Origin of the sequence: Bdellovibrio sp. GT3 (assembly GCF_037996765.1) — a bacterium.
Taxonomy (GTDB): Bacteria; Bdellovibrionota; Bdellovibrionia; order Bdellovibrionales; family Bdellovibrionaceae; genus Bdellovibrio.
Window position 1 is genome coordinate 858,328 of sequence record NZ_JBBNAD010000005.1, and the last position, 21,067, is coordinate 879,394.

Annotated in this window: 17 protein-coding genes; 9 read left to right on the forward strand and 8 right to left on the reverse strand. The window is 46.7% G+C overall.

The window, feature by feature from the left end; genetic code table 11:
• Window positions 1-57: 57 nt before the first annotated feature.
• Both AAAA73_RS11615 and AAAA73_RS11620 read right to left on the reverse strand, forming a co-directional pair.
• Window positions 58-417, reverse strand: a complete 360-nt coding sequence (locus tag AAAA73_RS11615; RefSeq protein ID WP_340598480.1) for an arsenate reductase family protein — start codon at window positions 415-417, stop codon at window positions 58-60.
• Window positions 410-1,477: an agmatinase family protein gene (locus tag AAAA73_RS11620; RefSeq protein WP_340598481.1), complete on the reverse strand. Its 1,068-nt coding sequence runs from the start codon at window positions 1,475-1,477 to the stop codon at window positions 410-412. The genes AAAA73_RS11615 and AAAA73_RS11620 overlap by 8 nt, the downstream gene beginning before the upstream one ends.
• 149 nt (window positions 1,478-1,626) lie before the next feature.
• Between AAAA73_RS11620 and AAAA73_RS11625 the strand changes: the two genes are divergently transcribed.
• From AAAA73_RS11625 to AAAA73_RS11635, 3 genes are all read left to right on the forward strand, one after another.
• Window positions 1,627-3,246, forward strand: coding sequence for a peptide-binding protein (locus tag AAAA73_RS11625; protein WP_340598482.1), 1,620 nt, complete (start codon window positions 1,627-1,629; stop codon window positions 3,244-3,246).
• Window positions 3,247-3,342: 96 nt separating this feature from the next.
• Window positions 3,343-4,302, forward strand: coding sequence for an ABC transporter permease subunit (locus AAAA73_RS11630; protein ID WP_340598483.1), 960 nt, complete (start codon window positions 3,343-3,345; stop codon window positions 4,300-4,302).
• The gene (locus tag AAAA73_RS11635; protein WP_340598484.1) at window positions 4,299-5,327 is read left to right on the forward strand and encodes an ABC transporter permease subunit; all 1,029 of its coding nucleotides are present in this window, start codon (window positions 4,299-4,301) and stop codon (window positions 5,325-5,327) included. Before AAAA73_RS11630 ends, AAAA73_RS11635 begins: the two co-directional genes overlap by 4 nt.
• 54 nt (window positions 5,328-5,381) lie before the next feature.
• Here AAAA73_RS11635 and AAAA73_RS11640 read toward each other — a convergent pair whose 3' ends face one another.
• The 4 genes from AAAA73_RS11640 to leuS form a co-directional block, all read right to left on the reverse strand.
• The gene (locus AAAA73_RS11640; RefSeq protein ID WP_340598485.1) at window positions 5,382-6,068 is read right to left on the reverse strand and encodes a BON domain-containing protein; all 687 of its coding nucleotides are present in this window, start codon (window positions 6,066-6,068) and stop codon (window positions 5,382-5,384) included.
• 140 nt (window positions 6,069-6,208) lie between these two features.
• On the reverse strand, window positions 6,209-6,775 hold the full coding sequence (locus tag AAAA73_RS11645) for a hypothetical protein (protein WP_340598486.1): 567 nt from the start codon (window positions 6,773-6,775) through the stop codon (window positions 6,209-6,211).
• A 251-nt stretch (window positions 6,776-7,026) separates the two neighbouring features.
• Window positions 7,027-8,934: a biosynthetic arginine decarboxylase gene (gene speA, locus AAAA73_RS11650; RefSeq protein WP_340598487.1), complete on the reverse strand. Its 1,908-nt coding sequence runs from the start codon at window positions 8,932-8,934 to the stop codon at window positions 7,027-7,029.
• A 46-nt stretch (window positions 8,935-8,980) separates the two neighbouring features.
• Window positions 8,981-11,386 (reverse strand): leucine--tRNA ligase, encoded by a 2,406-nt coding sequence (gene leuS, locus AAAA73_RS11655; RefSeq protein WP_340598488.1) that lies wholly within the window; start codon window positions 11,384-11,386, stop codon window positions 8,981-8,983.
• Window positions 11,387-11,856: 470 nt separating this feature from the next.
• On the opposite strand from leuS, the gene AAAA73_RS11660 reads away from it, so the two are divergent.
• The 3 genes from AAAA73_RS11660 to trmB are packed head-to-tail and all read left to right on the forward strand — an operon-like array spanning window position 11,857 to window position 14,633.
• Window positions 11,857-12,858 (forward strand): GGDEF domain-containing response regulator, encoded by a 1,002-nt coding sequence (locus AAAA73_RS11660; protein ID WP_340598489.1) that lies wholly within the window; start codon window positions 11,857-11,859, stop codon window positions 12,856-12,858.
• Between the two features lie 56 nt (window positions 12,859-12,914).
• Window positions 12,915-13,916 (forward strand): cation diffusion facilitator family transporter, encoded by a 1,002-nt coding sequence (locus AAAA73_RS11665; RefSeq protein ID WP_340598490.1) that lies wholly within the window; start codon window positions 12,915-12,917, stop codon window positions 13,914-13,916.
• 6 nt (window positions 13,917-13,922) lie between these two features.
• Entirely contained in the window at window positions 13,923-14,633 is a 711-nt protein-coding gene (gene trmB, locus AAAA73_RS11670; protein WP_340598491.1) for a tRNA (guanine(46)-N(7))-methyltransferase TrmB, read from the forward strand.
• Here the strand turns inward: trmB and AAAA73_RS11675 are convergent.
• Window positions 14,624-14,911: a 2Fe-2S iron-sulfur cluster-binding protein gene (locus AAAA73_RS11675; protein ID WP_340598492.1), complete on the reverse strand. Its 288-nt coding sequence runs from the start codon at window positions 14,909-14,911 to the stop codon at window positions 14,624-14,626. The two genes, trmB and AAAA73_RS11675, sit on opposite strands and share 10 nt — an antisense overlap.
• Window positions 14,912-15,011: 100 nt before the next feature.
• On the opposite strand from AAAA73_RS11675, the gene trxB reads away from it, so the two are divergent.
• The 3 genes from trxB (at window position 15,012) to AAAA73_RS11690 (ending at window position 17,895) form a co-directional block, all read left to right on the forward strand.
• Entirely contained in the window at window positions 15,012-15,956 is a 945-nt protein-coding gene (trxB, locus tag AAAA73_RS11680) for a thioredoxin-disulfide reductase (protein WP_340598493.1), read from the forward strand.
• Between the two features lie 14 nt (window positions 15,957-15,970).
• Window positions 15,971-16,468: a response regulator transcription factor gene (locus tag AAAA73_RS11685; protein ID WP_340598494.1), complete on the forward strand. Its 498-nt coding sequence runs from the start codon at window positions 15,971-15,973 to the stop codon at window positions 16,466-16,468.
• Between the two features lie 146 nt (window positions 16,469-16,614).
• The gene (locus AAAA73_RS11690) at window positions 16,615-17,895 is read left to right on the forward strand and encodes a hypothetical protein (RefSeq protein WP_340598495.1); all 1,281 of its coding nucleotides are present in this window, start codon (window positions 16,615-16,617) and stop codon (window positions 17,893-17,895) included.
• Between the two features lie 53 nt (window positions 17,896-17,948).
• On the opposite strand, the gene AAAA73_RS11695 is transcribed toward AAAA73_RS11690, so the two are convergent.
• The gene (locus AAAA73_RS11695; protein WP_340598496.1) at window positions 17,949-21,023 is read right to left on the reverse strand and encodes an efflux RND transporter permease subunit; all 3,075 of its coding nucleotides are present in this window, start codon (window positions 21,021-21,023) and stop codon (window positions 17,949-17,951) included.
• Window positions 21,024-21,067: the final 44 nt, after the last annotated feature.

Consider the following 21,067-nt stretch of genomic DNA (forward strand, 5'->3'; position numbering starts at 1 on the left):
TCAGGTAACAGTTCCCTTTTTGTCATGCACAGCAGTTCAAAAAGGGAGCCGATATTACTAGAAGGATTTTTTCCACTCGTCTTCTTTGAAACCCACCAAGGCCACATCGTCGCTCAGGACAAAGGGGCGTTTAACAAGCTTTCCGTTTTCAGAAAGTAGTTTGATGGCTTCGGATTCTGACATTGTCGGAAGCTTTTCGCTCATCTTCATTTCTTTGTACATCACGCCGGAGGTGTTGAACAAATTGCGGATAGAGCCACCGCGCTCTTTCAGCGCAGTCAGCATTTTCTTAAGCTCCGTCTGGGACGGAGCTTTGTCGACGATCGGAAGTTTTTGGTAAGTGACTTTTTTGGAGTCCAAAAACTTAAGTGCCTTCACGCAAGTTGAACACTTGGCGTATTCGTAGACTTTAAGCATTTGATTTCACCAGCCAGCCGCACATTTTATAAAGAATGCGCGCGCCCACATTGCCATCCCACTCAACTTCATGGGGTTCCAAACCGCCCGTGGAAACTTCATTCAAGTCGAAAGCGATCAGCTTGCGACCGGAGTTGTGGATCTCACGGAACAAGAAGAAGATTTGATCCACTGTCATGCCGCCTGGAACCGGAGTTCCTGTGTGTGGGCAATAAACTGGATCAAGGCCATCGATATCAAACGAAATATAAACGTTTTGCGGAAGCTCTTTCAGAATGTCTTTGCAAACCTGCTCCCAAGTTTCGCCTTTCAACAGGCGGCGCTTAAGTTCAAGGTCATAGAAAGTTTTGATGTCTTCGCGGGATTCAGAAAAGTCGTACTCTTCCTCGCAGAAGTCACGGATTCCGACCTGTACCAGTTTTTTAGGTTTTTTCGGGTCCATCATCACGTTGTACATGATGGAGGCGTGGGATTGTTTGAAGCCTTGATAAGCCACGCGCAAATCTGCGTGAGCATCAATGTGCAACACACCAAAGTCGCCTTTGAACTTGTCGCTGACAGCGCGGATAGCACCCAGCGGAGTGGAGTGGTCGCCGCCGACCATGCCCAGAAGTTTGCCTTTATTCAAGACATCCGAACATTGATCGTAAACCCATTGTGACATTTTTTCGCAAGCAGCGTTAACATCTGCTGCCAGCTTGTCCATTTTTGCTGTGTCATCGCTCATGCTGGTGCGCATTCCGATTAATTCTTGGGCAACGGCTTTGTATTTGTCGTTCATTTTTAACAAATCGTCCGACAATTCACGCATGTGATAGCCCGCTTCATAGGCTTTGCCGACTTCGATGTCGAAAAGATCGATCTGTTCGCTGGCATCACGGATGATCTGAGGGCCGCGGGAGGCTCCTTCGCCATAGGACGTCGTGACTTCCCAGGGAACTGGGACCAAAACCACTTTGGATTCTTCCTCAGTCATTGGGATTCCGAAGATCCCAAATTCTGCAGAGATGGTTGTCGTTGGATCAAATTTTGGTGCAGTTTTTTCTGTCTTTTCAGACATTGCTTATCTCCTTGAAAATGCGCTAGAATCTATAGCATTTAAACAACGTGTCAATCGAGCAATAACTTGATTATTTTTGGCGCATAACCCATTTTAAGCCCACTTTGGGAACTATTCAATTCCCAGCGAAATTCTTTGGAGGAAACACAATGAATATGAAGGCTCTTCTGCTACTCATTTTGAGTTCAGCTTTGACCGCTCCCGCTTTCGCAACTGCACCGAATGCATCTGCACCACAAGGCGGAAATTTCGTTATCAATCTTGGCGGTGAGCCACCTACAGTTCACCCAATCACAAGCACAGATACATACGCATCAGCTGTTCAGGCTTATGTTTGTGAAGGTTTGTTGACTCGTGATTCTGACACATATGAGTGGAAAGCTCGTTTGGCAGAAAAATGGGAAGTTTCCAAAGACAATAAAGTATTCACATTCCATTTGAATAAAAACGCGGTTTTCCATGACGGCAAACCAGTGACTGCAGAAGACGTTAAATTTTCTTTCGACGCGATCTTCAATCCAACATATGAAGCAGCTCATCTTCGTCCATATTATGAGGGTTTGGCTAAAGTTGAAATCGTGGATCCCCACACTGTTAAATTCTACGCAAAAGATTCTTACTTCAAAAATTTCGAATCTGCTGCTGGTTTGACTATCATTCCTAAACACATTTACTCAGACGTAGCTAAATCAAAAAGAATGAACCGCGAGCTAGTATGCTCTGGTCCATACAAAATGATGAAATTTGACCGTGGTCAAATGATCCAGCTTAAGAAGTTTGATAAATGGCACAGCAATGCTGCTCCAGCTTACAAAGGCACTTACAACTTCGACACTATCACAATGCGCTTCTTCAAAGACGAAAACGCTACGTTGGTAAGAGCTGAAAAAGGTGAGTTGGATTACATCGATCTTCGTATCGAATCCTTCATGAAGAAAACGACTGGCCCGGCTTGGGGCAAAGTTATCATCAAACATAAAGTTGCGAACGATGCTCCGAAATCCTTTGGTTTCGTGGGTTGGAATCAACGTAAAGAGCTATTCCAGGACAAAAATGTTCGTTTTGCTCTTGCTCACTTGTTGAACCGCGACGAAATGAACAAAAAATTCCGCTATGGCATGTCTGATCTTGCCAACGGCGCTGTGTACATCAGATCTGAGTACAATCCGGGTAACAAAGTGGTTGAATACAACCCTAAGAAAGCTCAAGAGCTTTTGACGAAATCCGGCTGGGCTGATGCTGATAAAAACGGTGTTCTTGAAAAAACTGTTAACGGCAAAAAAATGGAATTCAAGTTCTCTCTTATCTACGCAAATAAAGACGTGGAGAAGTACTGGACTATGTACCGCGAAGATTTGAAAAAAGCCGGTATCGACATGGAATTGAAGTACCTAGAGTGGAACTCATTCCTGAAATTGGTTGATGACGGTAACTTCGATGCTGTGACAATGGGTTGGGGCGGTGGCTCCGTAGATCCAGATCCTAAGCAAATCTGGCATTCTTCCAGCGCGATCCCAGGCGGATCCAACTTCATCGCTTACAAAAATCCTGAAGTTGACAAGCTGATCGAAGATGCTCGCGTTGAGCCAAACAAAGCTAAACGTGTTGCGATGCTGAAAAAAGTATACGCAAAGATCGCTGAAGACGCTCCCTACGCGTTCCTTTTCAACGATAAGTATGAATTTTATGCAAATTCATCCCGCATGGGCATGCCTGCAGAGACATTCAAATACGAAGTTGGTAAAGACTACTGGTGGGTTAAACCTTAATAGTTAAATCTCGGGAGTAGAACCTTGTTCGTATACCTGATCCGTCGATTAATGCTAATGATCCCGACTTTTTTCGGGATCACGATTGTAACTTTTGTGCTCATCAATTTGGCTCCAGGGAGCCCTATTGAACAAAAGCTTCAAGCCATCCGCTTTGGTGCGGGTGCTGCTGGGGGCGGCGGCGGAGCATCCAGCGTTGGCGGCCGTGGCGACACGGCTGTAAACGAGGAAGTTATTGAGGCTTTGAAGAAACAATATGGTTTCGATAAGCCAATGCACGTTCGTTATGTTATTTGGCTAAAAAATATCTCGCGCCTGGATTTCGGTGAAAGCTTCACCTATCAAGAGCCGGTTATTGATGTCATTAAAAGCAAACTGCCGGTTTCTTTGACCTTTGGTTTGTTCACTCTATTTATCACTTACATGGTCTGTATCCCTCTAGGGGTTCGCAAAGCCATCAAGGCAGGCGAGGGCTTCGATAAAGCAACGACGTTGTTGTTGAACTTTACCTACGCTATTCCGCCATTGATCCTGGGTATTGCGTTGATCTATTTCGCCGGGAGAACAAATTGGTTCCCGCTGGGTGGATTGCAATCCGACGATTACGAATCCATGTCTTCATGGGGTCGTTTCCTGGATCGCGCGCATCACATGATCCTTCCTTTGATCTGTTATACAATCGGTGGTTTCACAGAGCTTTCCACGCTTATGAGAAACTCCATGTTGGATATCATCAAGTCTGATTTCGTTCGTACAGCTCGTGCGAAAGGTCTTGCTGAGAAGGTTGTGGTTTACAAACATGCTCTTAGAAACGCTTTGATCCCAATCGCTACTGGTTTGGGTGGTTTCCTGGGTGTGTTCCTTGCTGGTTCATTGATTATTGAGCAGATGTTCAACCTTGATGGTATGGGTTTGCTTGGTTACCAATCGGTATTGGCTCGTGACTACAATGTTATCATGGGTATTACGTTTATTTCTGCGATGTTGATGATGGTTGGTCGTATCTTGAGCGACGTTATCTACGTGCTTATCGACCCAAGGATTGATTTCAAATGATAGATCCAATTGAAAAACACCTTATTAAGAATGAGCTAACGCTTAAACGTTATAAACGCTTTAAGCGCGATCGCATTGCCGTTATCTCCGTTTGGGTTTTACTTGCAATGTTCTTCTTCAGTTTCACTGCAGAGCTATGGGCGAACAATCGTCCGCATATCCTGCACTACAACGGTCAAACTTATTTCCCGTTGTTCAAAGACTACCATCCGTCTGAATTGGGTCGCACCGATATTTACGTGATGGACTATCGTTCTTTGGAAATGAAAGAGGGCGACTGGTCAGTATGGCCGGTGATCCAATGGGATCCCTACGAAAGCAATAAAGCAGTTGAAACATATCCATCTGCTCCAACCAAACAAAACTGGTTGGGTACTGATGAAAGTGGTCGTGACGTAACGACTCGTCTTCTTTACGGTTTCCGCTACACAATGATCTTCGCTATCGGTGCGTGGTTCTTCACTTATGCCATTGGTATCACAATTGGTTCTGTGATGGGTTACATGGGTGGTCGCGTGGACTTGGTTGGTCAACGTGTGGTTGAGGTTGTTGAATCTGTACCATATCTATTTGTATTGATCACAATCATCTCCATCTTCACTCCAAATATCGTGTTGCTGGCAGCATTGAGTGCGATTTTGGGTTGGACAGGGATTGCAGCTTACATGCGTGCCCAGTTCCTTTCATTGCGTAAACGTGAATACGTGGAAGCAGCGAAGGCCATTGGTGCCACTCACTCGCGCATTATCGCAGGTCATATCCTGCCGAATGCCCTGACTCCGATTATCACATTTGCTCCGTTCGCAATCTCTGCAAACGTGTATGCACTTTCCATGTTGGACTATTTGGGTCTGGGACTTGTTCCGCCAACTCCATCATGGGGTGAGATGATGGCTCAAGCTCAGAAGTGGGCAACCATCGCGGGTTGGTTGGTATGGGGACCATTGGTTGCAATGGTTGTAACTCTGACTCTACTGAATAATATCGGTAAGGCAGTTCGAGACGCCTTCGACGCAAAAATGTAATTCAAAAAAAGGGCAACGAAAGTTGCCCTTTTTCATTTGGTCTTCGAGCCGCAATTACGGGCGACGTCCAAATGTTCTTCTTCCGCCGAAGCGGGCTTCGGCATCCGAATTTCTGTGAACCTTTAAGTTATTATTTACGTCAATCACGCCAAAGCAATTGATGGAGATGTCCTCGGCAAGATACCGCATTCGTCTTTCCGGAACAAATCCCGACAGAGTGACAATCCCGTCAATCACTTCAACTTCGATATCCCGACCGTCAATTCCCCTGTGTCGGGCAATGACATGGGCCAACTCATCCTGAATTCTGGAATCGTTGCGATGATAGTCTTTTTGCGCCGGATGGAAATCATGATCCGACCAATCCTTTTCCGCCATGTCATGTATTCGCAGTTCTTCTTCGTAATTTGAACTTGCGACGAAGTCCCGGGGGAGCGGGCGGTTGGCATCGTGCCCATAGCCTGAATTGAAATCCGGAGAGGCATACCGTTCATGTCTGCGATTTTCATCGTAGTCATAGAACCGCGATTGTGTTTCGTCCTCGCGAGTATCCCGGCGATGGTACTCCCTTTCGTTGCGGGCTTTCTTTTCGAATCGGTGTCTGGCTTCGGCGCGATTCTGCAGGATTTCCTCTCTCCGAGCTCTGTCTTCGGGAGAGAATTCCAGTACTCTTCGCTCTCTTTGAATGGATCGATTTTCTGAATCACGACGTCGTTGGGGATGGTAGTTTGAACTTTGCATCTTAAACTCCTCGCCTTGATGAGTTCAGGATGACATACTTTCCAGGGAAGTCCCTCATGGGGACTTCGGAATATTTCAGAAAACACGCCCGACATTGATCCAAGTCGGGCTGAAATAAGACGATGGTTTTAGACGATTGATTAGTGACGATTCATTTTGCAAAAGACAGCAGCAGCAACGTTGCCGCTTTTGTCTGACGTACTGCCAATGACGAATAAATTTCTTTTGGTCGTATCGCTGCGATACCAGTAACGAATGTCGATTTCATCATAGATGTGGGCCAGCTGCACGTCGTTTGCAGTTTCCATTCCCGGGCTAAGATTGCCACCGGATTGAACAAAGCCGTCTTTCATTTCCTGAGCAGTCATTCCTGAGTAGGGGTCTTCCTCGTAGAAGAAATTAAATCTGCCGGCAATTCCAACGGGTGCTTGGGATTTGTCGAAAATGAAGCCACCGTGATGGGCTTTGTCGGCGTTGTAGTGGGGGCTTAGGTGAAAGCATTTCCCGGAATAGCCAGTCAGGGATTCGTCAGCAAAGCCACCTTGGCCATCGCGAAAACCGTCGACGATATTTATCATCGGCTCAGAGCAAACTTCACCATTGCAGATTGATGTTGGATCAACAACGGGGCCGGGTGTGGGTTCAGCATGCGCTGATCCGGTAATTGAACTTAAAAGAATAACCAAGGATGAAAATAGAAATTTCATAGAGAGTGCGCCCCACAGATGTTTGTCTTTTAAAAGCTTTTCAATCGGGGCTTTAACGGTCAAAAGGTGAAATCAAACAGGATGGCGAATTGGTATATGGTCCTGTGGGATGACTGGCTCTAGGGAGGGAATTGCCGGCAGGACTGCGCGAATTGCTTATGTATAGGCAAAAAGAATTTAATAAGTCTAGTTGAGCAGAGAGATATAAAAAAAGCCGATTCAGTTGATGAATCGGCTTTTTATTTTTCAGCTTATTCAGCTTCTTCTAAGTAAGTGTAACCGGAAAGGCCTTCTTCGTAGTGTTTGATCAGAAGTTTTGCTTCCTGCTTCGTGATCGAACCTTTTTGGATGGATTCTTCCGTTGCTTGACGAACGCTGTCGACCATTTCAGAGCGGCCGTACTGAACGTAGGACAATACCTCAGTCACAGTGTCACCCGGAACGTAGTGGTCAATTGTATAGCCCACGCCGTTTAGGGAAATATGAACCGCATCAGTATCGCCGAACAAGTTATGAAGGTCGCCCAGGATCTCTTGGTATGCGCCAGTCAGGAACACACCCAGGTAGTATTGTTCGCCATCAGTGAATTTGTGCAGACGGATAGTTTCTGCAGGCTCGCCAGATTCAGTATCGATGAATTTTTCAATCACACCGTCAGAGTCACAAGTCAAATCCGCCAAAGTTGCTTCGCGCACTGGTTCTTCGCCTAAGCGATGGATTGGCAATACCGGGAACAACTGACCCACGGCCCAGGAATCCGGAAGGGATTGGAACAATGAGAAGTTTGAATAGTAGGTATCGCACAATTCTTTTTTAAGTGCCGCGATGATGTCTTCTGTGTCAGGAACTGTTTTTGCCAGTTTCACCATCTTAGTCGCGATAGTGAAGTACATGGATTCACACCACGCACGTTGTTCCAGTGAAAGAACGCCGTAAGTGAAAAGCTGCAAAGTTTCATTCTTGGATTGCTCAAGGTCATTGAAGCACTCGTTGATATTGTCTTTGTTCACTTTTTCAAAGATGTACTGCATGTCTTGCATGATCGATGGATCAGATTTAGTCGCAGGACGAGGTGGTTCATGGCGGTGAAGATCATTCACACCCATAACGTTAAATACCAAGACGGAGTGATGGGCTACCAGGAAGCGGCCAGATTCGGTCACGATATTTGGATGTGGGATGGATTTTTCATCGCAAAGAGTTTGCACAACGGAAACGATGTCGTTGGCGTATTCTTGCTCAGAGTAGTTTACAGAGCTGTCAGAGTGGCCGGAACCGTCGTAGTCAATACCAAGACCGCCGCCAACATCCAGGAATTTTAGGCCAGTTGCGCCCATTTTATAAAGCTCTGTATAGAAACGCGCGCCTTCTTTAAGGGAAGACTTGATCGATTGGATCGCTGGAACTTGGGAGCCGATATGGTAATGCATCAGTTCCAAGCACTCTAGCATGCCTTCAGCTTTCAAGTATTCTACGCCGTCCACGATCTCAGTTGCAGTCAAACCGAACTTAGAGCGCGCACCAGACGAGTCAACCCATTTACCGGCACCTTGAGTGTTCAATTTGGCGCGGAAACCGATTTTTGGACGAGTGTTGAATTTCTTCGCCACGTCCACGATCATTTTTAGTTCTTCTTTACGGTCGACAACGATGATGGTGTTGCGACCTAGTTTTTGAGAAAGAATAGCTGTCTCGATGTACTCAGCATCTTTGAAGCCATTGCAGATGATCAGCGCGTTTTCTGTGTTCATCAGTGCAAGAACCACCAGAAGTTCTGGTTTGGAACCGCACTCAAGACCCATGCTGTAGTCTTTGCCGTATTTTACCAATTCTTGAACCAAGTGACGTTGTTGATTCACTTTGATCGGGTAGACGCCGTTGTAGTTACCTTTGTAACCATGATCAGCAAAAGCTTTTTTAAAGCAGCCGTTCAAAAGCTCAACGCGAGATTTGATGATGTCTGGAAATCTGATCATGATAGGAACGCGGATACCGCGGTCCAAAAGATCTTGAGTCAATTCGTGAAGGTCCACAGCAGGACCGCTTGCACCCATCGGAGTAACTGAAATAGTTCCCGTTGAGTTAATTCTGAAATAACCGTTGCCCCAGTTGTTGATACCGTAAAGCGCCGCGCTTTTTTCAGGACTCCAATTTGACATTTCCGTTGGCCCTCACCTTGTTTAGCCAGGGCCAACCATTTCGGCCCTATGCTTTGATAATAAGATTCAAAATCTTCCCAGCTTTGTAGATCACTTTATCAGGATCTTTGCCGGAAAGTGCAGAATTAACACCAGGCACGGCTTTCGCCGCAGTCAGTGCTTCCACTTCAGAAGCAGCAACTCCAATTTCGATCGTGCCGCGCATTTTGCCATTTACCTGCACGCCGATTGTCACAGTGTCATCAGCGCAAAGGTTACTATCATAACTTGGCCACGGAGCCAAAGAGCAAAGTCCTTGGCCACCCATTTTTTCCCACAATTCTTCAGCCAAATGCGGAGCAAAAGGCGCCAGGATCTGAGCTAGCGGTTTTAGAGCCAGTTCAGAGCGGCAGTTTTCTTTGTAAAGGTCATTTACCAGGATCATCATCGCCGCAATCGCTGTGTTAAAGCTCATGGATTCAATGTCGTCAGTGACCTTTTTGATTGTTTTATGAAGTAATTTCTCGATTGCTGGCGGCAAAGCTTCTTTGGTCGCAACATAATTGCCGTCGTCAGAAACAACCAGGCGGCTTACGCGATCCAAGAAGCGCTTAACTCCGTCGATCCCTGTTGGAGACCAAGGTTTGTCGGCGTTCAAAGGTCCCATGAAGCTGATAAACGTTCTAAGCGAGTCAGCTCCGTGGGTCTTCGCCACGTCTTCCGGTGAAATCACGTTTCCGCGGGATTTTGACATTTTTTGGTTGTCTGGTCCCAGGATCATACCTTGGTGAGCCAGCTTTTTGAACGGCTCATCGTGCGTGACCAAGCCACAGTCGAATAGAACCTTCATCCAAAAACGTGAATACAATAAGTGACCCACAGTGTGCTCAGGTCCACCTACGTAAAGATCCACTGGCATCCAGTATTTTTCAGCTTTCGCATCGAATGGTGCCACGTCATTGTTAGGATCAATGTAACGCAGGAAGTACCAAGAAGAACCTGCGGCTCCTGGCATCGTGTCTGTTTCGCGACGACCGGTCTCGCCGTTTTTGCCTTTGTAAGTGACCCATTCCTGAATTTTGGCAAGGGGAGCCTCACCAGTTTCAGATGGTTCATAGTCTGCGACTTCAGGAAGCACCACTGGAAGTTCGTTGTATGGAACTCCCATTTGTTTCCCGCCTTCAAGATTTACGATCGGGAATGGCTCACCCCAGTAACGCTGACGGGAGAACAACCAGTCGCGCAGTTTGTACTGAACTTCGCGCGTGCCCATTTTGCCGTTTTCAAGGTGTGCAATCATTTTGCTGATCGCCTCAGACTTGGTAAGGCCATTTAGGAAACCAGAATTTACAAGTTTGCCTTCGCCTTCGAACGGCAAAGTATCGCCGCCTTCCAGTACGCGAACAATAGGAAGATGGAATTTGGTTGCGAACTCATGATCGCGGGCATCGTGACCAGGAACTGCCATGATGGCGCCTGTTCCGTAATCTGTAAGAACGTAGTCGGCGATCCAGATCTCAATTTTTTCGCCATTGATTGGGTTGATGGCGTGGGCCCCAGTGAATACGCCCGTTTTTTCTGTCGTGGCTTTGCGCTCAACTTCAGACTTGCGAGAAGTTGCAAGGACATAGTCCTCAACCGAAGAAGCCTGAGGTTGAGTCGTGATTCTTTTAACCAGCGGATGTTCTGGTGCCATGACCATAAAAGTCACACCAAACAATGTGTCGGGGCGGGTCGTGAAGACTTCAAAGGAGATGTCTGTTTCGTCTTTTACTTTGAAAGTTACGCGCGCACCTTCGGATTTTCCAATCCAGTTGCGTTGTGCTTCTTTAGTGCGTTCAGGCCAGTCAACTTTATCCAGGTCATTCAATAGACGTTCAGCGTAGTCTGTGATCTTAAGCATCCACTGTTTCATTGGAACGCGGATCACCGGATGACCGCCACGCTCGGATTTACCGTCGATGACCTCGTCATTTGCCAAAACTGTTTTAAGCTCCGGGCACCAGTTCACAGGAACTTCTTTTTGATAAGCCAAGCCACGCTCATAAAGTTTCAGGAAAATGAATTGTGTCCACTTGTAGTATTTTGGTTCTGCCGTGGAGATTTCGCGGCTCCAGTCAAAGCTGAAACCAAAAGACTGAAGAGTCTTGCGGAAGCTTTCGATAGCTTTTTCAGTCGTGATAGCAGGGTGAATGCCAGTTTGAATTGCGTATTGCTCTGCCGGCAAACCAAACGCATCGTAACCCATCGGGTGAAGAACGTTGAAGCCTTTGGAGCGTTTATAACGGGAAACGATGTCGCCCGGAGTGTAAGAAGCCATGTGCCCGATATGCAAACCAGAACCAGATGGATAAGGGAACATATCCAATGCATAGTATTTCGGTTTTGAGGAAGTCGCCTCGGCTTTAAAGGCCTCCGCATCCGCCCACTTTTTCTGCCATTTCTTCTCAATCTCAGTAAAATTCAAACTCATAAAAAAACACCCCAAAAAAGAACCCGTTCAGATCCAACATAACTATCGAAAAACCCTCAACAATTCAACCGGAAACCAGCTCCCTGACCGATACCCCGACGTCCCACAAAATCCCCGAAAAAACCTCGGGCATCTCCAACCGCATTTCTCTTCAAATTTTTAGCCCCATTTGAATCCAATTGAGTCTAATAACCAGGTAACATCCCCTCCCAATGCTTCGTGGAGTCTGGGGTGGGAAAGGGAGTGCGAGTTTCAAGTTCCGCAGCGAGCCAAAAGTCAGTCCTGAAAACCCTGAGTAAAGTCGAGCGAGGACTGTCCGAAGAAAATCGCACTCCCTTTCCCACCCCAGGCGACCCCACGAAAGCCCAGTGGAACGGGGCAAATTTAACCCAGTACATAAGACTGAATTTTGGACTCAACTAGAGCCAGAACTAAACCGAAGAGAACGTCAAAGTTATACTGGTGTGTAGATGAGTGGTTTTGAAACTGGTAACAAAAATCCTAAAAGTCGCCGTATTCTAGTAATCGACGACGATCCAGACAGCTTGGAAATCTTGCTGGAGCCTCTCCGTTGGGAGGGCTACGATGCCCGTGGTGTCACGACTGAAAGTGAAGCTCACAAGCTGATCGAGTCGTGGATCCCTCATGTGGTCATTTTGGATTGGATGGCGCAGTCGATGGCGGGCCTTCGTGTTCTACGCACGATCCGCGAACGTTTGTCGCATGTTTCCTGCGTTTTCGTCTCTGAGAACTCTCATACCGAAGCGATCATTGAGGCCCTGGATTCAGGTGCTGATGACTATATCGTAAAGCCATTTGTACCTCTTGAATTGCTGGCGCGAATCCGCTCGCAACTTCGTATCCGTGATCTTCATGAACAATTGCTTTTTGCGAATGAAAAACTAAAAGAAATGGTGGATACGGACGATTTGACCAGTCTGTACAACATGCGTTCCTTGTACCAGCGCCTTGATTTCGAGATGGAGCGTGCGAAGCGCTTTGGTCGTGATGTTTGCGTGGTGATGATGGACATGGACTATTTCAAAACCGTGAATGACGGACATGACCATTTGTTCGGAAGTTTCGTGCTTTCGGAAGTGGGGAAAATCATCCGTGCCTGCACTCGGAACATTGATATTCCGGCGCGCTACGGTGGTGACGAATTCCTTGTGGTATTGACCGAGACAAATCACGAAGGTGCGATGCATTTCTGCGAACGCCTGCGTGAAAATATCGAGAAAACGACATTTAAAACGGGTGAAGACTCCATCAAACTGACGGCCTCTTTGGGATTTGCAATCACAGTTCCAGGGGAAAGCATCAGTGCCAAGGAGCTGGTTCGTCGCGCCGATCATGCTCTTTACGATGCAAAACGCCGCGGACGCAATCAAGTTTGCCACTATCATCCCGAAGAAAACAAAGTTGTCGAAATTCTGCCTCCAGCGCAGAATCGTAAAAAAACAGCCAGCTAATTTTGCCAAAATATTAAATCGTTGACTCAAGAGAGGGGATTTACGAAAACCCTCTTATGGTGACTCAATCTATTACAGTATCAGACAAGATTCGCAATCGCGCAGCGTGGATTTCCGCACTGGCAAGTATTGCGATTTTTTCCCTGAAAGTTGCGGCTTACCGTATGACGGGATCTGCGGCGGTACTGTCAGATGCATTGGAAAGCATCGTGAATGTGGTTGCCTCCCTGGTGGCATTGTATGTGATCCGTATCTCCGCGCAACCAGCGGACCGGGAACATCCCTACGGGCATGGAAAGGCCGAGTATTTTTCCGCCACTTTTGAAGGTGGATTGGTGCTCTCTGCTTCGATTCTGATTATTTATGAATCTGTAAAGTCCCTGATATTCCCGGCTCCACCGCAAAAGTTGGAAATCGGTATGGCCATAGTTTCTGTGGCGGCATTGCTGAACTTGTTGCTGGGATTGTATTTGAAGCATGTGGGCTCGACCCATCAGTCTGACGCCCTCAAAGCCAGTGGTGTGCACGTGCTGTCTGACGTGATCACGACGGCAGGTGTGATCGTTGGATTGGGCTTGGTTTTACTGACGGATATTCAGTGGATTGACCCGGTGATCGCCATTTTGATTGGTTTGCACCTGGCTTGGTCGGGATACAATATCGTTCGCGAGTCCATGGGTGGCTTGATGGATGAAATCAGCGAGTCCTCCTTGCAGGATTTGTGTGAGGCTTTAGAGAAAAATCGCCAGCCTGGAATCATCAACATTCATCAATTGCGCATTATGCGAAACGGCCGATTTCATCACGTGGATGCCCATCTGGTGGTGCCTGAATACTGGGACATCAGTAAGGCTCACGGGGAGACGCTGGAGTTCGAAAAGTCCGTGGTTAAGGACTACGTTTTTGATGGAGAGCTCGCTTTCCATTTGGACCCTTGTAAAAAATCCTACTGCCCTGAGTGTGATATGCCTGATTGCCCGATTCGTTTGCAGCCATATCAGAGCCGTAGCCCCTTCACGGTGAAAAGCTTGACCGCTGAGGTTCCAGAGTCTAACTAGTGGGGCATGACAGAATCTCCAATTTCCACGAAACGCAGAATTAATGTTACCGCAGACCTTCCTCACCAAACGGACTATACGTTGGCTTTGAATGGGGAGTACTCGCATATTGCGTTTGATGAGATTCGTGTTTTGGCGAACAAAGGTAAATGGCGTTCCAATGTTTTTAAAACAGCTGCGGCTGTGCCCATGGATCTTGAAGTTGGTACTGGTAACGGCACTCACTTTGCCCACTATGCGCATAAAAATCCGAACCGCACAGTTGTCGGTTTGGAACTTAAATACAAACCTTTGATCCAAACGATTCGCAGGGCAGACAAAGCCGGTTGCAAAAATGCAGCGGTGGCGCGTTTTCATGCTTTCAATCTGACAGATATTTTTGAGCCGGGCGAAATTGATAACGTGTTCATTCACTTCCCGGATCCTTGGACTTCCCCGAAGAAACCTAAGAACCGTTTCGTACAGAAGCTGAATCTGGATTTGTTGTTTGATCTGCAAAAACCAGGTTCAATTATCGAATTTAAAACTGATTCCCTGGTTTATTTTGACTGGGCGATGGATGAGATTCGTCTTTCAAAATACAACATTCTTTTTGAGACCCGTGATCTGCACAACTCACCGATCAAGGCTGAAAACTTTGAAACGGCTTTCGAAAAGATCTTTTTGCGCGAAGGTATCAAAATCAACTTCGTGCGTTTACAAAAACCTCACCAGTAGGTTGCGTCCACAGTCACGTCGCCCAAGACTTCAACCTGACAGCTAACGCGGTTGTCAGGGGCGACCTTCTTTGTTTCTCGCAAAAATTTTTCCGTTTCATTTTCACTGCTTAGATTTTCGGCTCCAGAGACTATCTGGATGCGGCATTTTGCGCAAACGCCGTCCCCAGAGCAGCTGGACGCTACGGGAAGCCCGCCTTTAAGCAGGGCTTCCATGAGGTTCACTCCCTTTTCAACGGTGATGGGAGTTCGGTTTTTCTTAAAAGAAATCACAGGCATGTCCTATTGTAGCTGACGCGGTCCAAAACAAGCAAAGAAGTAATGAAATGGGTCCTAATTGTGATACGCTTTAGGCGTTCTTTTCCAAGAGGGTATTAGTATGTCTCAAGATCAAAAAGTAGAAAATGTCATTATCATCGGCTCAGGACCTGCGGGTCTGACTTCGGCTATTTACACTGGCCGTGCAAATTTGGAACCTCTAATGATCGAGGGTGAAGAAGCTGGTGGTCAGTTGATGATCACGACTGAAGTTGAAAACTATCCTGGTTTTGATCACGGCATCACAGGTCCGGATTTGATTTCTGTTATGAGAAAACAAGCGGAACGTTTCGGTACGCGCTTTATCACTCGCAACGTGACCAAAGTGGATTTTTCGGCTCGTCCATTCAAAGTTTGGATTGGTGAAAAACTACATTTGGCAAAATCGATCATCATTTCCACTGGTGCCAGTGCGAAGTACTTGGGATTGCCATCTGAAAAAACTTACATGAACCGTGGTGTGTCTGCTTGTGCAACTTGTGACGGTGCATTTTTCCGCAATCAGGAAATCATCGTTGTTGGCGGCGGTGATACAGCAATGGAAGAGGCACAGTTCCTGACTCGTTTTGCCACAAAAGTTTACGTGGTACACAGACGAGATCATTTCCGTGCTTCTAAAATCATGGCTGAAAGAACCATGAAGCATCCGAAGATCCAGGTGATCTGGGATTCTGAAGTTACAGAAGTTTTGGGTGACGGCAAATCCATGACCGGTGCCAAAGTAAAAAACCTTAAAACAGGTGAAGTTCAGGAAATGAACGTAACTGGACTTTTCATTGCTATCGGTCACAAACCGACGACGGATTTGTTCAAAGGTATCCTGGATATGAATGAAACAGGCTACTTGGTTACACAACCAAACACGACCTATACAAATATTCCTGGTGTCTTTGCAGCCGGAGACGTGCAAGATCATGTGTATCGCCAGGCGATCACTGCTGCAGGTACGGGCTGTATGGCGGCTATCGATGCTGAACGTTGGTTGGAAGCTCAAGCGCATCATTAATTTTTGAGGAATCTATGAAGGATAAACGCATTAATACCAAGGATTTGGTTAATAAGATTGAGAAGATCACAAAGGCTCGTATTGCAAGCCAGGATGTGGTTGATTTGGATCAATTTCGTGAAGCAAAAAAGAAATTGGATCCAAAGATCATTCTCGTCATAGAAGATGACGAGACGATGCGTTCTGCGATGAAGAGAATCCTTGAAAGCGAAGGTTACGTGACGAAGCTTGCTGCTGATGCCACGGAACTTTCAACCGTTTTGGATGATCATCCGGTGGATTTGATTTTGCTGGACGTAGGTCTTCCATGGGTGAATGGTTTTGAACTAGCCCAGTTGTTAAAAGAACACAAAGATCTGAAAAAGATCCCATTGGTTTTTGTATCCGGTAAGGCATCAGAGGAAGACATGAAAAAGGCTTTCGAACTGGGCGCTGATGATTACATTAAGAAACCGTTTGATGTGGATAAATTGAAGAAGACGGTTGAGACGCTTTTAAAGTTGAACCCGTAAAATAAGAATGAAAATTGAATGAAGAAGGCCGACGATGAGTCGGCTTTTTTCGTTTTGTGCACGTATTGTTTCTAGTCCAGATCTGATCTTCACGACCTACCGTTTTAATGCCGAAAAACATAACCTTGTTATATCAAGGAGAAAACATGAATAGAATTTTTGGCAGTGTTTTGGCATTGGCAATGGTAGTGGGTTGCGCGCATAAAGAAGTATCTTCTTTGGATGCTATTCAATCGCACAATCCCGGCATTATTTATCTTAAGGCGGGCGATCGTGCGCCAGCGGGTGCGCCTCAACTTGAGTGGACTCGTGGTACTGTGTCTTTCTATGTTACTGGTGCGGCCCCTGAGGGCGAGGTAACTCAAGAGGTAAAAGTAAATCAGGAAATGATTTGGACTGAAACTGAATACTTCACGGATTCCCGCTCTGAGTATCAGGAATTTGTGGTTCCAGGAACTTGCTCTGATTTCAAATGTTCTGCGGGCGCTGGCAAGAGTGAACTATGGGATGCATTCTATTCAGCTACCGGAGAGAGAAAAGCGGCGGCTCTTGATGCGGCGATTTCCGGTATCGGAATTGTTTCAGCTAAAAATCTTGTGGCTAAAGGCTATTTCAAGTCAAAACCAAGATCATGGGATGAGTTCACTCGTGAGATCAATACAGCGGCAAGCCGTGACGTAATCAAGAAGAGTGTCGCGACGTTGGTTATCGAAAACAATCGTTATGAAAACATCACGAAGCTTGGTTATGGCACAAACTCCTGCCAGGAAGTAAAAAGAACTTGTGATCTTTACATCACGAAACTGGTTCAAGTTCCTTTCCAAAATTCCCGTGAAGTTCAAAAGCGTCGCATTGTTGAAACAAAAATTTTCAAAGTTACAGTGAAAGTATCTGGTTCAATGCTGTTGCCTGATGAAAAAGACACCATTTCTGTGAAGATTGATCAAACTGGCAAAGTTGTAGATGCTGATTCAAGCGGTAACAACACTTACGCAAAGGTTAGTGAATCCGTTGAAGGGCAAAACGTAACAGTTGAGTTGAAAGCGACGAATCGTATCTTGCGCGCTCTTTCAAACAACACGATTCGTCAGGAATCTTATACGTTAGTTGGTGGCAAGCCAAACTTCATCTTGGATGTGGATCCTGCAATGATTCCTGGTAAAGAAGATCCAAATGCACAACTGGTCATTGATTATACAGTTGAGATTTGCGAATACGGTTGGACTGGTACTTGTGGATGGTCTGATTGGAAAAAAACGAAAATGGCCAGCGCGGTCATCACTGCGGCTCGTACAATTATCCCGGTGGACGTGCCTCGTAAGAACAAGTCACAAATTCTTTATCGTGTAACTCGTAAAAACTCTATCTACTTCGATAGCAAAGGTTTGAACGAGCGCGAAACTGATGAAATCAAAATGCCGAAGTAATTCTGTAAACTGCAGAATAAAAAAAGCCCGGGTCACCCCGGGCTTTTTGCTTTTTAAAGTTCGACTTCTTTGGTTCTTTCAAGTGGCGACAGCATCAGATACAGCGCCGGAACCACGAACAAGGTTAAAAGTGTTGAAACAATGGTTCCCCCGATAATCGTCAAACCCATCGGCAGGCGGGTTTCAGCGCCAATTCCAGATCCAAATACCAAGGGCGTTGCCGCAGCGACTGTTGCAACTGAGGTCATTAGAATCGGTCGTAAGCGAACCGGGCAGGCTTCAACCAAGGCTTTTACCACATTCTTTCGGTCTTCTTTGTTTTTATGGCGAACTTGGTTTGTGAACTCCACCAGCAGGATCGAATTCTTTTTCGCGATACCCATCAATACAATCAAACCGATAAAGCTGAACAGATTCAAGGATACATCAAACATCCACAAAGCAATCAAAGCTCCGCTCACGCTGAATGGCAAAGCCACCAATACCGAGATCGGATGGATGAAGGAGTTAAACTGCACCGCCAGGATCAGGTACGCCACTAAAATACCGATCGCAAGAGCGGAGTAGAGACTTTGGAATGACTGCGCGAAACCTGCCGAAGCACCTTCCAGGGCATAAGAGTAACCCTGCGGCAGAATCTCTTTGGCAATGGCAGCAGTACGTTGCAGAACGGCCGCCTGAGATTGTCCAGGATACAAGTTACCAAAAACCGAGATGGCTCTTTGGCGATTCACACGGCTGATACTTTGAATAGCGCCTGATTCCTTGATGTTCACCAGTTGTGACATCGGAATCAGATTTCCGAAGTTGTTGCGAACATAGAGCTTTCTAAAGTCTTCAGGCTTTTGGATCTGGTTTTCCTGAATTTTGAAGCGCACGTCATAACGGCGGCCATCGGCAGTGTAGCGACCCTGACGAAGTCCACCGATACCAGCTTGTAAAAGTTGACCAACGGTTTCGATTGAAACTCCGCGATCCGCCATAGCCTTACGATTCGGAGTCAGGATCAGTTCAGGAATTCCCGAGCGGAAGTCACTGTCCAAATCCACAGCCAGCTTCTCAGCCGACAAGCGCTCCATTAGCTCTTCGGACTTTTTCTGAAGCACTTCTAGATCAGAGCCGCGCAAATTGATCGCCAAGGGATTCTGACGTCCTGACGACAGATTTCGGGCAGAAACATCCCGCATGGATATACGCACACCCTTGATTGCCTTAAACTGGCCACGAAGTTCATTCATCACCTGAACGTGACCGACGGAGCGCTCTTTACGGGGCTTAAGAGTAACGGGCATAAAGAATTGATTTACGTTCGCAGAGCCACCGCCGCCACCGATGGAAGTGACAAATCCTTGAACGGCCGGATTCTTGTGAAGGATCTCTTCAACCTGTCTGGCGATTTTATCTGTTGCCTCAAGGGAGGTTCCTGGCGCTGCCTGACCGTTGATGATAATAAAGTTTTGATCTTGGGCTGGAACGAATTCCTGGCGAACGTGGGAAATCAAAACCAACGAGATCGCAAAGAGTACCAGCGAAACCAGTACAATCGGGTACTTCCACTTTAAGGTCTTCTGTAGAATTTTCTGATAAAAGTGGGCGAAGTTTTCAAAGATCACATCCAGTTTGTGCTCGAACTTGGTAACTTTCGGCTCGCTACTTAGGAAAGCGGCCGCGCGCATCGGGGTGATCGTGACTGCTTCCAAAAGTGAAAGAAGTACGGCGGCACACATCGTGACCCCGAATTGGAAAAAGAATTTTCCAATAATGCCGTCCATGAAAACGACAGGCAGGAATACGGCAACCACGGCAAGTGTTGCTGCGATGGCTGCGGGCAGAACTTCTTTAGAACCGTCAGAGGCCGCTTTGGCTGAGCTTTTGCCCATGCGGTAGTGTCGGATGATGTTTTCCAAAAGCATGATGGCATCATCGACGACGATGGAAATCGAAAGAGTCAACGCAAGCAAAGTGAACAGATTTAAAGTGAAGCCAGAGAAATATAGAATCGTAAAAGTCCCGACAATCGAGGTCGGAATCGAGAACAGAATATTAATCGCAGCTGGAATGCTGCCCAGGAACAGGAAGCAAATCACAATGGTGATTAGGGCTGCGACCCACAATTTTTCAAGTGTCAGGTGAACAGTGGCTTCGGTGGAGCGGGTATAATCGACGTTAATGCGATAATCGTAGCCCTTTGGAAAACTGTCTTTGATTTCTGCAAGTTTAGCCAAGACTGCGTTCGCAACTTCAACTTCATTGGTGCCGCGTTGTTTGCGAATTTGCATTGCGACGGCCTGACGTCCATCAAAACGTGCAATACGACGAATATCTGACAAACCATCCTCGACTCGGGCTACGTCGCGAATGTAGATGGCTTTTTCCTGAATACGCTGACCGCCACGATTTAGAATCTGAATGTCGCCGACTTCCTTGACGTTAGTGGCTTCGCCCAGCCAACGAACGCGCAGTTCGCGGTCTTTCTCAGTGAATTGACCAGCGGCACTTTCGATATGCTGACTGGCTAAGGCCGCGACCACGTCATTCACGGTCAAATAGTTTTGTTCAAGCTTTCGGATGTCCAACCAGATACGCAGATTTCTAACGCTGAATCCGCCGATGCTGACCTCACCAATGCCCGGAAGAAAACGCAATTGATCCAGAAGGTAGTTGTTGGTCCAATTCAGCATGTCCTTTAAGGTCGCGTCACCATAAACGGAGACGATCATGATTGGATCTTCTTCGGGATTTTGCTTTCTGACGACAGCAGGGTCGACGCCTTGAGGAAGTCTTAGTTGGGAAAGTGCAGTTTGCACCTCTTGCAGAACGACATCCACATTGCGATTGATATCGAATTCCAATGTGACAACACCCGTGCCTTGGCGCGCGGATGAACGCATCTCTTTGATGCCTTCAATGGCAAGGAGACGTTCTTCGATAGGGTCGACAAGCTCGGCTTCGACGATTTCCGGTGCGGCACCTTCATAAGTCACAGAAACGCTGACTACCGGGAAGTCGACATCGGGCAGTTGACTGATTCCCATGCGGTTCATACAGATGGCACCGAACACGATGAGAGCAAACATGATGACCCAGGCAAAAACGGGCCGGCGAATGGATAGATCAATCAATCCCATAGGACCTCCGGAAGTCCTTAGCATCCCCCAGTGAAATTGGTGGA